Raw genomic sequence first — 14,540 nt, 5'->3', positions numbered from 1 at the left:
ACTCGCGCACTTCCCCTCTCACGGGCCGGACCTCACGGGTTCCGGCGCTGCGCGACACCCGTCGCGGGGCCCCGGAACCTCCCCAATCCACCCCAACAAGCCCTGATTGCCCCGGTGTGGAAGGCCCTGAGCGGCTGCCTCACCCTACCCGGACCCTGCATACCGTCCGTCAAGAGGCATAGTAGGTGCCCGGTCCGACTATCGAGGCCCGGGGACCGTACCCACCGGCCGGGCCGTGCGGGGAGAAGCAGACGGTCATGGCATCACGACGTGATGAGCTCAACGCGTACACCTTTGCGAAGCGGCGGACGGTGGCCGCGTTCCTCCAGCCCTCCGCCACGGGGACCGAGGAAGGGGCGCCCCGGCCCCTGCGCGCGGTCCTGCCGGGAGTGATCGTCGGAGCCCTCGTGCTCGCCGGGTTCGGCGCCTGGGGCATGTTCAAGCCGACCGCTCCCAAGGGCTGGGACGAGCCCGGAACGAGGGTCATCGTCGGCAAGGACTCGACGACCCGCTACGTGGTCCTGACGACGAAGGTGGGCGGCAAGGACCAGACGCGTCTGCACCCGGTGCTGAACCTCGCCTCCGCCCGACTCCTGCTGGACCCGCAGAAGTTCAAGGTGGTGCAGGTCGAGGACAAGGTCCTGGACGCGGGCAGGCCGCCGCGCGGCCCCATCATCGGCATCCCGTACGCCCCCGACCGGCTCCCCTCCAAGCCCGAGGCCGGCAAGGCCAAGCGCTGGGCGGTATGCCAGCAGCCCGGCGGCAACGGCCGCGGCGTGCAGACCGCCACCTTCGTCCTCGCGGACCGCGAGGCGTCCGTGACGGACGACGCGCGCAGGCTCACCGACACCCAGTCGCTGTACGTGGAGAGCACCGGCCCGGGCAAGGAGCGGTACCTGGTCGACGCGACCGGCACGAAGTACAGGTTCCCCGAGGGCACCCCGGCCGCCGGAACGATGACGAATGCCCTGGTCGGCACCGGAGCCACCCCGCAGCAGGTCGGCCCGGAATGGCTCGGCACCCTCAACTCCGGCGACGACCTGGCCTTCCCGCCCATCCCCGGGAAGGCCGGGGCCGGCGCCGACGTCAAGGGCCTGACCACCGCCGACAACAAGGTCGGCATGGTGCTCAAGGCCCAGACCGGCTCCGGCGCCCAGCACTACGTGGTCCTCCCCGGCAAGGTCGCACCCGTCTCCGACTTCGTCGCCTGGCTGCTGATCTCGGCGCCGGCGACCGACGGCCTCAACATGCACGGCAAGGCCCGTGAGGTCGACCTCCAGTCCCTCGACCCGGACGCCACCCCCTTCGCCGGCGACGTCAAGTGGCCGCAGAAGAAGACCGAGCGGATCAACCGGACGACGCCGCCCGCCGGCACCCAGGCGAGCGGCTCCAACAACCGCGACACCGTCTGCAACGTCCTGCGCTCGGTCGACGGCCAGGGCAACCAGACGCTGAGCACCTGGGCCGGCACCGGCTACCCCGTCGACATCACCGCCAGCGGCACGAGCGCGTACGTCACCCCCGGCTCCGGCCTGCTCTACACCCAGGTGCAGGGCAAGCAGACCACGGCCGGCGGTTCCCTCTTCCTGGTCACCGACACCGGCCTGCGGTACGCCGTCCAGGCCAACGGCGACAGCGACTCCGAGCAGTCCGAGATCGGTGCCCCCGACCAGTCCAAGGCGGGCGGGGACGGCCGCCCCGAGGCCAGCCAGGCGCAGGTCAGGCTCGGCTACGGCGGCGTCACCCCGGCCATGGTGCCCATCGCCTGGTCGGAGTTCCTCTCCAAGGGCCCCCGACTGGACACCAACTCCGCCCGCCAGCCACAGGGTTCGTGAGGAAGCCGCCGATGCCCCAGAACCGCAAGCCCCGGCGCGTGCTCCTCACGGCCGCCTTCGCCCTCGCCCTGGCCGCCGGCGGTGGTGCGGCGGGTACGACGGGGGCCGCCTCCGCGGCCTGGACCCCCCCGGCCGGGACCCCCGCGCCGCACCCTCCGTACGCGCTGCGCCTCGACGGCGCGGGGGAGTGCACCTTCCCCATGAAGAAGCAGATCGAGGACCGCCCCTGGGCCCTCCAGCGGCTCCTCCTCGACGAGCTCTGGGCGCAAACCAAGGGCAAGGACAAGAGCGGCGCGAGCGTCCGGGTGGCCGTCATCGACACCGGTGTGGACCGGGCGAACCCGCAGCTCAGCGGCGCTCTCGACGTCGGCGCGGGGAAGGACTTCGTCGACCCCAAGGGCGGTGACGGCACGACCGACACCGTCGGCCACGGCACCAAGGTCGCCGGGCTGATCGCGGCCCGCCCCCAGGCCGGAACGGGCTTCGTCGGCCTGGCCCCGGAAGCCACGATCATCCCCATCCGGCAGAACGACGGGCAGGGCAAGGGCAACGCCCTCTCCCTGAGCCAGGCGATCGACCACGCGGTCGCCAAGGGCGCCCGGGTCATCAACATCTCGCAGGACACCGACGTCCAGCTGTCCGCGGACTCCGAGCTCGGCAAGTCCGTCCAGAAGGCCGTCGCCGCCGACATCGTGGTCGTGGCCTCGGCGGGCAACGACGGCATGAGCGGCCAGAAGCGCAAGACCTATCCGGCCGCCTTCCCCGGCGTCCTCGCCGTGGGCGCCTCGGACCGCAACAACGAGCGCGCCGCCTTCTCCCAGCCCGGCGACTTCATCGGGGTCGCCGCTCCCGGAGTGGACATGGTCTCCACCGTCCCGGGCTTCGGCCAGTGCATCGACAACGGCACCAGCTTCTCCGCGCCCTACGTCGCCGGGGTCGCCGCCCTGCTGCGCGCCGAGCACGGCGACTGGTCCGCGCAGCAGATCGTCTGGCAGATCCAGAACACGGCCGAGCGTGCCGTCAACGGCCGTGACGACTACGTCGGTTGGGGGGTCATCGACCCCGTCCGCGCCCTCAGCCAGGACCAGCAGGCCCCGAAGGCCCCCGTACCGGACCCGGGCCCGCCCCCGGCGACGGCACCGCAGGCCGCACCCCTCCGGCTCACCGAAACCGCCCAGGAGCGACAGGAGCGTTACGGCACCTACGCTCTCGGTATCGGCGCCGTTCTGATCGCCGTCATCGCGGGCACGGCGACGGTCATCAGGGACGCGCACAGCCGTCGACGCCGTTTGCAGTGAACAGTCACAGTTCGTCCACGCAAGCGGCCCACCGGTGTTGGGGCCGCTCCGTGAACTGACTAGAGTGGCACCAGGCTTCACGAGTGTGATCGGGGGATCGCGTGAAGCGGAGGGGGATGGTCCGGAGCGCGTGACTCACATCCGCGCCGGACACGCCCGCCCCGCTGCGCAATCCGCCGGTGCTGCCGGCGAATTGAGAAGTGAGGAGCTTCGATGAGCACGAACACCTTCGGACTTGCAGACGATCCGGTCGTCCAGGCGAAGAACAAGATCCAGGAGACGGGAACCGCCGTCTCCAAGCAGGCCCGCGAGCTGGCCGACATCATCGCCACCGTGAGCGCCGGCTGGACCGGTGTGGGCGCCTCGGGCTTCATCACGGCCCAGACGACGCTCAACGACAGCCACGACGAGATCCGCCGGCTCCTCGGCGTCCTGCACAACGCCGTGGCGCAGACCAAGAACCTCAGCAACGCGCAGGACGAGGAGGTGCGGGCCGCGTTCAAGAACGCCGTCCAGCCGCCGTCCGGCTCCGGCCCGCGTTCGGGCCTCGACGGCATCTGATCGACGCCCCCTCATCCATTCGGCCGCAGCGAGAAGGAGAAGAACATGACGGCGAACGACGGGACCCGGGTCCGGTACGAGACCGTTCAGCAGATGGCGGACCGCATCCGGGTCGTCTCCGGGAACATCCTCAAGGACCTGGCCGAGATGGAGCAGGCCGTGAAGGTCGTCACGGACACCTGGGACGGTGAGGCGCACCAGGAGTACCTCAACCTCCAGAAGAAGTACAAGGCCAAGGCCGACACCATGCACGCGGAGCTCGAGAAGGTCGCCAAGCTCATCGAGCGCGGCAAGGACGACTACCGGGCCACCGACAAGCGGGCCTCGACCCTCTTCACCGAGGCCTACTGAGACCTGCGTCGACCCCGGGTCCCGACACGCCGAAGGGGCGCTCCCGTACGGGGAGCGCCCCTTCGGCGCGTCCTGCGGCCCCTCAGGGCTGGTGGCGGTCCAGGTCGAACTCGCCGTCCCTGGCGCCGAGCACGAAGGCCTCCCACTCGGCGGCCGTGTAGCGCAGCACCGTCTCCCGGTCCAGCGAGGAGCGCATCGCCACCGCCCCGTCGGGAAGCCGCGCGATCTCCACCCTCTCCTCGTCCGGGCTGGTCCCCGGAGGCCCTTCCCACTCCACACCGCTGATGTCGAGCGCGTACAGCTCGTCCTTCTCCTGCTGGGTGCCCATGGGCGGCCTTTCCCTCGGTGGCGCGGTCTTCCCCGCCGATTATCGGGGAGGCGCCGCCGGCCGGGACGGGTTTCCCACCGATCCGGCCGGCGCCCGACACCCCCCGGAGCTCACATGCCGCCCGGCATCCGGCCGAGCTGGACCAGCGACGTGCCCCGCCGCCGGGAGGCGAAGTAGCCCCGGCCCGGCGGCATCGGACGCGGCCGGACGGTGCCGACCAGATCGCCCTCCGCCGGATCGCCGGACAGGACGACGCCCTGCGCGCCCAGCTCCTTGATCCGCTGCATGAACGACTCGTACATCGAGCGGGACGCGCCGGCCGAGCTGCGCGCGATGATGAAGCGCACGCCCGTGTCGCGGGCGAACGGCAGGTACTCCACCAGCGGCGCCAGCGGATTGCCCTGGCTCGTGGCCACCAGGTCGAAGTCGTCGATGATGATGAACACGTCCGGGCCCGTCCACCAGCTGCGGTCGCGCAGCTGCTGCGGAGTGACGTCCGCCGGAGGCTGCCGCCGGGAGAACACCCCGCCCAGCGCCTCCATGTGCATCTGGAGGGAGCTCGCCATCGGCGCGTACTCCAGCAGGTGCTCCTCCGGCAGTGCCCCGAGCAGCGTCCGCCGGTAGTCGCCCACCACCAGGCGCGCCTGGTCCGGGGTGTACCGCTCCGCGATCTGCTTGGCGATGAGCCGCAGCAGGTTCGTCTTGCCCGACTCGCTCTCGCCGAAGACCAGCAGGAAGGGGTCGGTCTCGAAGTCGACGAACACCGGCTCCAGATCGGTCTCGTCGATGCCGATCGCGATCCCGCGCCCGGGGAACTCCCCGCCCTTGGGCAGCTGGTCGGAGTGGAGCAGCCGCGGCAGCAGCCGCACGCCCGGAGCCGCCGGCCCCGCCCAGTTCTGCCGGACCGCCTCCACGAAGGCCGCCGTGGCCTCCGACAGGTCACCGGCCTCGTGCGAGCCGTCGACCCGCGGGAGCGCGCCCAGGAAGTGAAGCTTCTCCGCCACCTGGCCGCGGCCCGGCATCCCCGTGGGGACGTTCGCCGCGACCTTCCGGTCGAACTCCGAGTCCATGGTGTCGCCGAGCCGCAGCTCCAGCCGGCTGAGCATCTGGTCCTTCAGCGCCGCCCGGACCTCCATGTACCGGCCCGCGGTGATCACCACGTGGATGCCGTAGCCCAGACCGCGCGCGGCGATGTCCGTGACGACCTGCTCCAGGACCTCGTACTCGCCGCGGAAGTTGCCCCAGCCGTCGACGATCAGGAACACGTCGCCCCACGGCTCGTGCGGCAGATCCCCCGCCGCGCGCCGGCGCCGGTAGGTGGCGATCGAGTCGATGCCGTTCGAGCGGAAGAACTCCTCGCGGCGGTTGAGGACGCCCCCCACCTCCGCGACCGTGCGCCGCACCCGCTCCGGGTCCAGACGCGAGGCGATACCGCCCACGTGCGGCAGGTCGGAGACCGCCGACAGGCTGCCACCGCCGAAGTCCAGCCCGTAGAACTGCACCTCGCGCGGGGTGTGCGTCAGCGCGAAGGAGGAGATCAGCGTCCGCATCAGCGTCGACTTGCCCGACTGGGGACCGCCGACCACCATCATGTGGCCCGCCGCGCCGGAGAAGTCCCGGTACAGCACCTCGCGCCGCTGCTCGAACGGCTTGTCGATCAGGCCGAGCGGTACGACCAGCCCGCCGGGCCGCGTGTAGCCCTCCGCGTGCAGCCCGCGCTCCGCGCTCGGCGCCAGCGCCGGAAGCAGCTGGTCCAGCGGCGGAGCCTGGTCGAGCGGCGGCAGCCACACCTGGTGCGCCGGCACCCCCTGCCCCTCCAGCCGGCTCACGATCACGTCCAGCACGGTGTCCGCGAGCGCGTCGTCCTCGCGCGCCGACTGCGCCGCCAGGTACGCCGGGTCCGGGGCCGCGTACACCACCGGCACCGGCGCCGCCGTGAACAGCGCGGGCCGCCGCTCCACCGGGAACCGCCCCACCGAGAGGTCCGGCCCGCCCGAGCGGTAGGTGCCCGACACGTACGCCGCCTTGAAGCGCACCATCTCGTCCGTACCGAACTTCAGATAGCCCGAACCGGGCACCGACGGCAGGTGGTAGGCGTCCGGCACGCCGATCGCCGTCCGAGACTCCGCCGCCGAGAAGGTCCGCAGACCGATCCGGTACGACAGGTACGTGTCCAGGCCGCGCAGCTTGCCCTCCTCCAGGCGCTGCGACGCCAGCAGCAGGTGCACGCCCAGCGACCGGCCGATGCGGCCGATCTGGATGAACATGTCGATGAAGTCGGGCTTCGCCGTCAGCAGTTCGCTGAACTCGTCGATGACCAGCACCAGCGAAGCCAGCGGCTCCAGCGGGGCGCCGGCCGCACGGGCCTTCTCGTAGTCGTGGATGTTCGCGTAGTTGCCCGCCGAACGCAGCAGCTCCTGACGGCGCTGCAGCTCGCCGCGGATCGAGTCGCCCATGCGGTCCACGAGCGTCAGGTCGTCCGCCAGGTTCGTGATGACCGCCGCGACGTGCGGCATCTGGCCCATGCCCGTGAAGGTCGCACCGCCCTTGAAGTCGGCGAGCACGAAGTTCAGCGTCTCCGAGGTGTGCGTGACCGCCAGACCCAGCACCAGCGTGCGCAGCAGCTCCGACTTGCCCGAACCGGTCGCACCCACGCACAGGCCGTGCGGGCCCATGCCCTCCTGCGCGGCCTCCTTCAGGTCCAGCATGACCGGGCCGCCGTCCTCGCCGACGCCGATCGGCACGCGCAGCCGTTCACCGGCCGACCGCGGCCGCCAGGTCCGCGCCACGTCGACCGCGGCCGCGTCGCCCAGGTTCAGCAGGTCCGTGAAGTCCAGGTTCGCCAGCAGCGGCTCGTCGTCGTCCCCGCCACCCGTGCGCAGCGGCGCCAGCTGCCGCGCGAGGGCCTCCGCCGCGGGCAGCGACAGGGTGTCCGGGACACCCTCGTACGCGACCCCGCCGCCCGACTCCAGGCGCAGCCGGCCCGGACGCACCACGACCGACAGACCACCGCGCGGCTCGTCCAGCTCGCCCGCGACCACCTCGATGATGGTGACGCCTTGCAGGCCCTCGGCCGCCGCGAACACCGAGTCCGGGGGCACCATGCCGCCGTCCAGCACCACCACCAGGTGCGGCTGGTCCAGTACGGGGGACACGTCGCGGCTGAACCGCGGCCGCCCCTCCAGCCGGGACGCCAGCATCCCCTCCAGCTCGGCGAGGTCGTCGCCGAACAGCCGCTTCGTACCGGCGCCGTCGACCTGCCCCGGGAGCTGCGTGTGCGGCAGCCACTTCGTCCAGTCCCACGCGGGCACCGCACCGGGCGCGGCCACCACGGCCACCATCAGGTCCTCGGGGGAGTGCAGCGTCGCCAGCTGCGCGACCAGCGCCCGCGCCGCGCCGCGCGCCGACTCCGGCTCCCCGGACACCGCCACGTGGTAGAAGGCGCGCATCGACACCGCCATCGGCAGCCCGTCCAGCGAGGAGTGCACCTTCAGGAAGCGCTGCATCGCACCCGCCGTCAGCGGCTCCAGCTCGTCCACCGGCGCCGTCTCGGGCGCTACCAGCGGGGTCGCCAGACGCTGTGCACCCAGCCCCAGCCGGGCCTGGCCGAAGTCCGGATCGCCGACCCGCCGCTCCCACAGCCGCGAACCGTCCGCCACCACCGACCACAACTGCTCGGGAGAGGGGTGCAGGTACAGCTGTGCGTCGCGCTGCGCCCGGGCGGTCCGCCGCACCTGACGGCGCGTCTGGGCGAGGTACTTGAGGTAGTCCCGGCGCACATCGGCCATTTGCCCCTGCGTACCGCGCCGGTAGCGCACCAGCTGCGCCACGACCATGCCCACCGTCGACGCCAGCATCAGCACACCCATGATGCGCATGAACGGGGCCGCGCCCGGCATGAAGAAGAAGACGACGGAGGAGCCCATGCCGAGCATCGGCAGGAGCTGCATCAGCATGCCCTCCTGCTGCCCGCGCGGAAGTTCGGGAGGAGCCTCCAGCCTCAGCTCCTCCGAAGGAACCTCGGGCGGCAGGGACCGCGGCGGGCGTTTGACGACGATCTGGCTCACCGGAGCATCAATCCCTCGAAAACGGACGGGACGTCGCAACCGGCGCCCCCAAGTCCCGGGCGCGCAAGGGGTATCCCCAGCGCGACGGTGATCCTACTTGCCGACTGTCTCTCATAAGCCCGGTAGGGTGTCGCGCGCAGCATGCGCATCCGCGAATCGAGCACGGGCGCGGACACCGACCGAGGGGGTCACGCAGGTGAGTACGGCCGGCACGACGGGTTTCTGCAGGGTCACCGTCGTGGCCCCCGACAGCCGCATCGACGTCGCCCTCCCCGAGGACATCGCCGTCGCAGACGTCTACCCCGAGCTGCTGCGCCTCACCGGCCAGACCCAGCCCGTCGGCGCCCCGACCGGCTTCCACCTCGTACGCCGTTCCGGGACCGTCCTCGACGGCGCCCGCACCCTCGCCGCCCAGCAGGTCCTCGACGGCGAGGTGCTCAGCCTGCGCCCCTTCGCCGAGTCCCTGCCGCCGGCCGTCTTCGACGACGTCTCCGACGCCGTCGCCTCCGCCGTCGTCCGCGACCGGCACCGCTGGAGCGACGACATGCTGCGCGGCGCGGGCCTCGCCGGCTCCGCCGTGCTGCTCGTCATGCTGGGCTTCGTCCTCTGGTACGCCGACCCCGTCCGGCACGACATGCACGGCCTGCCCGGGATCATCGCGGGCGCCGTCGGCATCCTGCTCACCGCCGTGGCCGGGGTGCGCGCCCGCGTCTACCGGGACCGCCTCTCCGCCGTCGCCCTCGGCCTCGGCGCCCTCCCGCACCTGCTGATCGCCGGATCCGGGATCATCGGCCCCGCCGTCGGCGACGGCCCCGGCCGGCTCCAGTTCCTCCTCGGCTGCGTCTGCGCCCTCGTCGCCTCCGTCGCCCTGGTCGCGCTCACCCCCAGCGGCGACGCCCCCTTCGTCGCGGCCACCTTCGTCGCCGCCACCGGCACCCTCGCCACCTTCGCCGCGATCGCCACCGAGGCCTCCGCGACCTACACCGCCGCCGTCTGCGCGCCCGTCGCGATCGGCCTCGTCGCCTTCCTGCCCGGCCTCTCCGCGCGCTTCGCCCGCCTGCCCATCGGCTACGCCGCGCCGCAGAGCGCCACCGAGGACTACGAGACCCCGGACCGCTACGAGACCGAGCCGTACGGTGACCAGGCCGGCGCGGACCAGAACGAGCAGGGCGCCCCGCTCGACGCCGAGGCGATCGCCGCCCAGGCCCGCCGCGGCCACGAGATGCTGCTCGGCCTGGTCGGCGGCTGCGCCGCGGTCGCCGTCGGCGCCGCCGCGGTCCTCGGCTTCTCCGACAACACCTGGGGCCGCCTCCTGGCCCTGGCCACCGGGCTCGCCATGCTGCTGCGCGCCCGCCTCTTCCGCTACACCTCCCAGGTGGTGTGCGCCCTGACCGCCGGACTCGCCGCCGTCGCGCTGCTGATCCTGGGCCTGTCCCTGCACCCGCCGCAGGCCCTGCTCGAAGCCCTCGCCGTGGAGCAGGACCGCAGCGGCCTGGACCTCCGTACGATCTGGCTCACCGCCGCCGTCGCCGCCGGCGCGGCCCTCCTCGCGGGAATTGCGCTTGTCATCCCCCGCAAGGGCCTGTCACCCTTCTGGGGAAGGCTGCTCGACCTCACCGAGGCGGCGGTCCTGCTCAGCCTGGTGCCCCTGGCCCTGGCCGTGCTCGACGTCTACGCCCGGGCCCGCGCTCTCACCAGCTGAGACGGGGCGGAGCGGCAGCCTGGTACGCTGTGTGACGGCCGTTTGTGTACGCGTCCCCCGGATCCCTTCGAAGGGTCTGTGGACTGCGCTCAGCGGACCCCGCCTCCCGAGTAACGGAAGCTCCCCAGAGACTCAGACCTGGGGCACTCGGTGGCAACGAAGACCTAAACGAGGAGTACGCGTGCCGCTCGACGCCGCTACGAAGAAGCAGATCATCACCGAGTTCGGTGCCAAGGAGGGCGACACCGGCTCCCCCGAGGTCCAGGTTGCGATGCTCTCCCGCCGCATCTCGGACCTGACCGAGCACCTCAAGACCCACAAGCACGACCACCACTCCCGTCGTGGTCTGCTGATCCTGGTCGGCCAGCGTCGCCGCCTGCTGCAGTACCTGGCCAAGAAGGACATCCAGCGCTTCCGTACGCTGGTCGAGCGCCTCGGCATCCGCCGCGGTGCGGCCGGCGCCAAGTAAGACGCCGTGAAGGGAGCGGTTCCCACATCCGGGGGCCGCTCCCTTTGCTGTACGTGCGGTACGGACCGGTCCCTTTGTAGTCTGGAACGGACGCACGTGTACGTCCGACGACGAGACGTGCACAACTGAAGAGGAGGAGCGCCCTCCCACGCCGCCGGTCCTCGGTAGTGGCACCCGGAATGCCCCCGAGGGCAACGAACCGGATGCTTCGATCGAAGACCGGCCCGCACGCCAGGAGCGCTTCTCCGCAACCGTCCACCGCCACACGGGCGGCGGACGGAGACGACGAAAATGGAGAAAACGCTAGTGGAGAACGAGACCCACTACGCCGAGGCCGTCATTGACAACGGTTCCTTCGGCACCCGCACCATCCGCTTCGAGACGGGCCGTCTGGCCCGCCAGGCCGCCGGCTCCGCCGTTGCCTACCTGGACGACGACACGATGGTGCTGTCCGCCACCACCGCGTCGAAGAAGCCCAAGGACCAGCTCGACTTCTTCCCCCTGACGGTGGACGTCGAGGAGCGGCAGTACGCGGCCGGCAAGATCCCCGGCTCCTTCTTCCGCCGTGAGGGCCGGCCCTCCGAGGACGCGATCCTCACCTGCCGCCTGATCGACCGCCCGCTGCGCCCGTCCTTCAAGAAGGGCCTGCGCAACGAGATCCAGGTCGTCGCCACCGTCATGGCGCTCAACCCGGACCACCTGTACGACGTCATCGCGATCAACGCCGCGTCCGCGTCCACCCAGCTCGCCGGCCTGCCCTTCTCCGGTCCGATCGGCGGCGTCCGCGTCGCGCTGATCCGCGGCCAGTGGGTGGCGTTCCCGACGCACACCGAGCTCGAGGACGCCGTCTTCGACATGGTCGTCGCGGGTCGCACCCTCGAGGACGGCGACGTCGCGATCATGATGGTCGAGGCCGAGGCCACCGAGAAGACCATCGCCCTCGTCAAGGGCGGCGCCGAGGCGCCGACCGAGGAGATCGTCGCCGCCGGTCTGGACGCCGCGAAGCCGTTCATCAAGGTCCTCTGCAAGGCCCAGGCGGACCTGGCGGCCAAGGCCGCCAAGCCCGAGGGCGAGTTCCCGGTCTTCCTGGACTACCAGGACGACGTGTACGAGGCCCTCGCGGCCGCCGTCAAGGGCGAGCTCTCCCAGGCGCTGACCATCGCGGGCAAGCAGGACCGCGAGGCCGAGCTGGACCGCGTCAAGGAGCTCGCCGCCGACAAGCTCCTCCCGGCCTTCGAAGGCCGCGAGAAGGAGATCTCGGCCGCGTACCGCAGCCTGACCAAGGCCCTGGTGCGCGAGCGCGTCATCAAGGACAAGGTCCGCATCGACGGCCGCGGGATCACGGACATCCGTACCCTCGCCGCCGAGGTCGAGGCCATCCCGCGCGTGCACGGCTCGGCGCTGTTCGAGCGTGGCGAGACCCAGATCCTGGGCGTCACCACCCTCAACATGCTCCGCATGGAGCAGCAGCTGGACACCCTCTCCCCGGTGACCCGCAAGCGCTACATGCACAACTACAACTTCCCGCCGTACTCCGTCGGCGAGACCGGCCGCGTCGGTTCGCCGAAGCGCCGCGAGATCGGCCACGGCGCGCTCGCCGAGCGCGCGATCGTGCCGGTCCTCCCGACCCGCGAGGAGTTCCCCTACGCGATCCGCCAGGTGTCCGAGGCCCTCGGCTCCAACGGTTCGACGTCCATGGGCTCGGTCTGCGCCTCCACCATGTCGCTGCTGAACGCCGGTGTGCCCCTCAAGGCCCCCGTCGCCGGTATCGCCATGGGCCTGATCTCCCAGGAGATCGACGGCAAGACGCACTACGTCGCCCTCACCGACATCCTCGGTGCGGAGGACGCCTTCGGCGACATGGACTTCAAGGTCGCCGGCACCAAGGAGTTCGTCACCGCGCTCCAGCTGGACACCAAGCTCGACGGCATCCCGGCCTCCGTCCTGGCCGCCGCCCTCAAGCAGGCCCGCGACGCCCGCCTCCACATCCTCGACGTGATGATGGAAGCGATCGACACGCCGGACGCCATGTCCCCGTTCGCCCCGCGGATCATCACCGTCAAGATCCCGGTGGACAAGATCGGTGAGGTCATCGGCCCCAAGGGCAAGATGATCAACCAGATCCAGGAGGACACCGGCGCCGAGATCACGATCGAGGACGACGGCACCATCTACATCGGTGCCTCCGACGGCCCGGCCGCCGAGGCCGCCCGCGCCACGATCAACTCGATCGCCAACCCGACCATGCCGGAGGTCGGCGAGCGCTACCTGGGTACGGTCGTCAAGACCACCACCTTCGGTGCCTTCGTCTCCCTCATGCCCGGCAAGGACGGCCTGCTGCACATCTCGCAGATCCGCAAGCTCGCCGGTGGCAAGCGCGTGGAGAACGTCGAGGACGTGCTCGCGGTCGGCACCAAGGTCCAGGTGGAGATCGCCGAGATCGACCAGCGCGGCAAGCTCTCCCTGATCCCCGTGATCGACGGCGAGGCCGCCGGTGACGACGCTGACAAGGACGACTCCGACAAGTGACGTCGCGTAGTTCCCGTGTGACGGCCCGCCCCTCCTCGGAGGGGCGGGCCGTCGCCCGTACCCAAACCCTGCTCAAGGGCAGCAACGGCATCGGCACCGTCCGCCGCACCGTCCTGCCCGGCGGACTGCGCGTCGTCACCGAGACGCTGCCCTCCGTCCGCTCCGCCACCTTCGGCATCTGGGCGCACGTCGGCTCCCGGGACGAGACGCCCACGCTGAACGGCGCCACGCACTACCTGGAGCACCTCCTCTTCAAGGGCACGCGACAGCGCAGCGCCCTCGACATCTCCTCCGCGATCGACGCGGTCGGCGGCGAGATGAACGCCTTCACGGCGAAGGAGTACACCTGCTACTACGCACGGGTGCTCGACACCGACCTGCCGCTCGCCATCGACGTGGTCTGCGACATGCTCACCGGCTCGCTGATCCGCGAGGAGGACGTCGACGCCGAGCGCGGGGTCATCCTCGAAGAGATCGCGATGACCGAGGACGACCCGGGCGACATGGTCCACGACCTGTTCGCCCAGACCATGTACGGCGACACCCCGCTGGGCCGCCCCGTCCTCGGCACGGTCGACACGATCAACGCCCTCGGCGCCGACCGGATCCGCCGCTTCTACAAGAAGCACTACGACCCAACCCACCTGGTCGTGGCCGCCGCGGGCAACGTCGACCACAACAAGGTCGTACGCCAGGTCCGCGCCGCCTTCGAGAAGGCCGGCGCCCTCACCCGCACCGACGCCGAGCCGATCGGCCCGCGCACCGGTACCCGGCGCATCCGCACCTCCGGCCGCGTCGACCTGGTGAGCCGCAAGACCGAGCAGGCCCACGTGGTCCTCGGCATGCCCGGCCTCGCCCGGACGGACGAGCGCCGCTGGGCCCTGGGCGTGCTGAACACCGCCCTCGGCGGCGGCATGTCCTCCCGCCTCTTCCAAGAGGTCCGCGAGAAGCGCGGCCTCGCCTACAGCGTGTACTCGTACACCTCGGGCTTCGCCGACACGGGCCTCTTCGGCGTGTACGCGGGCTGCCGGCCCAACCAGGTGCACGACGTGCTCCGGATCTGCCGCGACGAGCTCGACAAGGTCGCGACGGAAGGCCTCGCGGACGACGAGATCAAGCGGGCCATCGGCCAGCTCTCCGGATCCACCGTCCTCGGCCTGGAGGACACCGGCGCGCTCATGAACCGCATCGGCAAGAGCGAGCTGTGCTGGGGCGACCAGATGTCGGTCGACGACATGCTCGCCCAGATCGCCGCGGTGACCCCGGACGACGTCCGCTCGGTCGCACAGGATGTACTGGCCCAGCGGCCCTCGCTGGCGGTGGTCGGCCCGCTGAAGGAGAAGCAGGCCGCCCGCCTCGACGAGGTCGTCGCCTAGTTCCGTACGTAGGTAAGGAAGTGA

General features: G+C 71.3%; 10 protein-coding genes. 8 read left to right on the top strand and 2 right to left on the bottom strand.

Going from position 1 to position 14,540, the window contains the following annotated elements; genetic code table 11:
• Window positions 1-257: 257 nt before the first annotated feature.
• The 4 genes from eccB to OHA91_RS11275 all read left to right on the top strand — a co-directional run bounded on the left by eccB (window position 258) and on the right by OHA91_RS11275 (window position 4,045).
• A complete protein-coding gene (eccB, locus tag OHA91_RS11290; RefSeq protein ID WP_031148869.1) occupies window positions 258-1,835 on the top strand; it encodes a type VII secretion protein EccB in 1,578 nt (525 codons plus the stop codon).
• Between the two features lie 11 nt (window positions 1,836-1,846).
• Complete coding sequence (gene mycP / locus OHA91_RS11285; protein WP_266497057.1) at window positions 1,847-3,133, top strand: type VII secretion-associated serine protease mycosin; 1,287 nt, start codon at window positions 1,847-1,849, stop codon at window positions 3,131-3,133.
• A gap of 213 nt (window positions 3,134-3,346) precedes the next feature.
• Window positions 3,347-3,694, top strand: a complete 348-nt coding sequence (locus tag OHA91_RS11280; protein ID WP_031148873.1) for a WXG100 family type VII secretion target — start codon at window positions 3,347-3,349, stop codon at window positions 3,692-3,694.
• Window positions 3,695-3,739: 45 nt separating this feature from the next.
• Window positions 3,740-4,045: a WXG100 family type VII secretion target gene (locus OHA91_RS11275; RefSeq protein ID WP_031148875.1), complete on the top strand. Its 306-nt coding sequence runs from the start codon at window positions 3,740-3,742 to the stop codon at window positions 4,043-4,045.
• Window positions 4,046-4,127: 82 nt separating this feature from the next.
• Here OHA91_RS11275 and OHA91_RS11270 read toward each other — a convergent pair whose 3' ends face one another.
• Together OHA91_RS11270 and eccCa are read right to left on the bottom strand one after the other, a co-directional pair.
• Window positions 4,128-4,373, bottom strand: coding sequence for a DUF397 domain-containing protein (locus OHA91_RS11270; RefSeq protein ID WP_030767305.1), 246 nt, complete (start codon window positions 4,371-4,373; stop codon window positions 4,128-4,130).
• Window positions 4,374-4,483: 110 nt separating this feature from the next.
• On the bottom strand, window positions 4,484-8,440 hold the full coding sequence (eccCa, locus tag OHA91_RS11265) for a type VII secretion protein EccCa (protein WP_328739197.1): 3,957 nt from the start codon (window positions 8,438-8,440) through the stop codon (window positions 4,484-4,486).
• Between the two features lie 196 nt (window positions 8,441-8,636).
• Between eccCa and eccD the strand changes: the two genes are divergently transcribed.
• The 4 genes from eccD (at window position 8,637) to OHA91_RS11245 (ending at window position 14,516) form a co-directional block, all read left to right on the top strand.
• On the top strand, window positions 8,637-10,142 hold the full coding sequence (gene eccD / locus OHA91_RS11260; protein WP_031148880.1) for a type VII secretion integral membrane protein EccD: 1,506 nt from the start codon (window positions 8,637-8,639) through the stop codon (window positions 10,140-10,142).
• Between the two features lie 181 nt (window positions 10,143-10,323).
• Window positions 10,324-10,611, top strand: coding sequence for a 30S ribosomal protein S15 (gene rpsO, locus OHA91_RS11255; protein WP_030011220.1), 288 nt, complete (start codon window positions 10,324-10,326; stop codon window positions 10,609-10,611).
• A gap of 306 nt (window positions 10,612-10,917) precedes the next feature.
• Window positions 10,918-13,140 carry a polyribonucleotide nucleotidyltransferase gene (locus tag OHA91_RS11250; protein ID WP_031148882.1) on the top strand — a complete coding sequence of 741 codons (2,223 nt, stop codon included), beginning with the start codon at window positions 10,918-10,920 and terminating at the stop codon, window positions 13,138-13,140.
• Window positions 13,137-14,516: a M16 family metallopeptidase gene (locus OHA91_RS11245; protein ID WP_031148884.1), complete on the top strand. Its 1,380-nt coding sequence runs from the start codon at window positions 13,137-13,139 to the stop codon at window positions 14,514-14,516. The genes OHA91_RS11250 and OHA91_RS11245 overlap by 4 nt, the downstream gene beginning before the upstream one ends.
• Window positions 14,517-14,540 lie beyond the last annotated feature (24 nt).

Origin of the sequence: Streptomyces erythrochromogenes, assembly GCF_036170895.1 — a bacterium.
In the GTDB taxonomy this organism is placed as follows: Bacteria; Actinomycetota; Actinomycetes; order Streptomycetales; family Streptomycetaceae; genus Streptomyces; species Streptomyces erythrochromogenes.
This window is presented reverse-complemented; position numbering and strand designations above follow the sequence as displayed.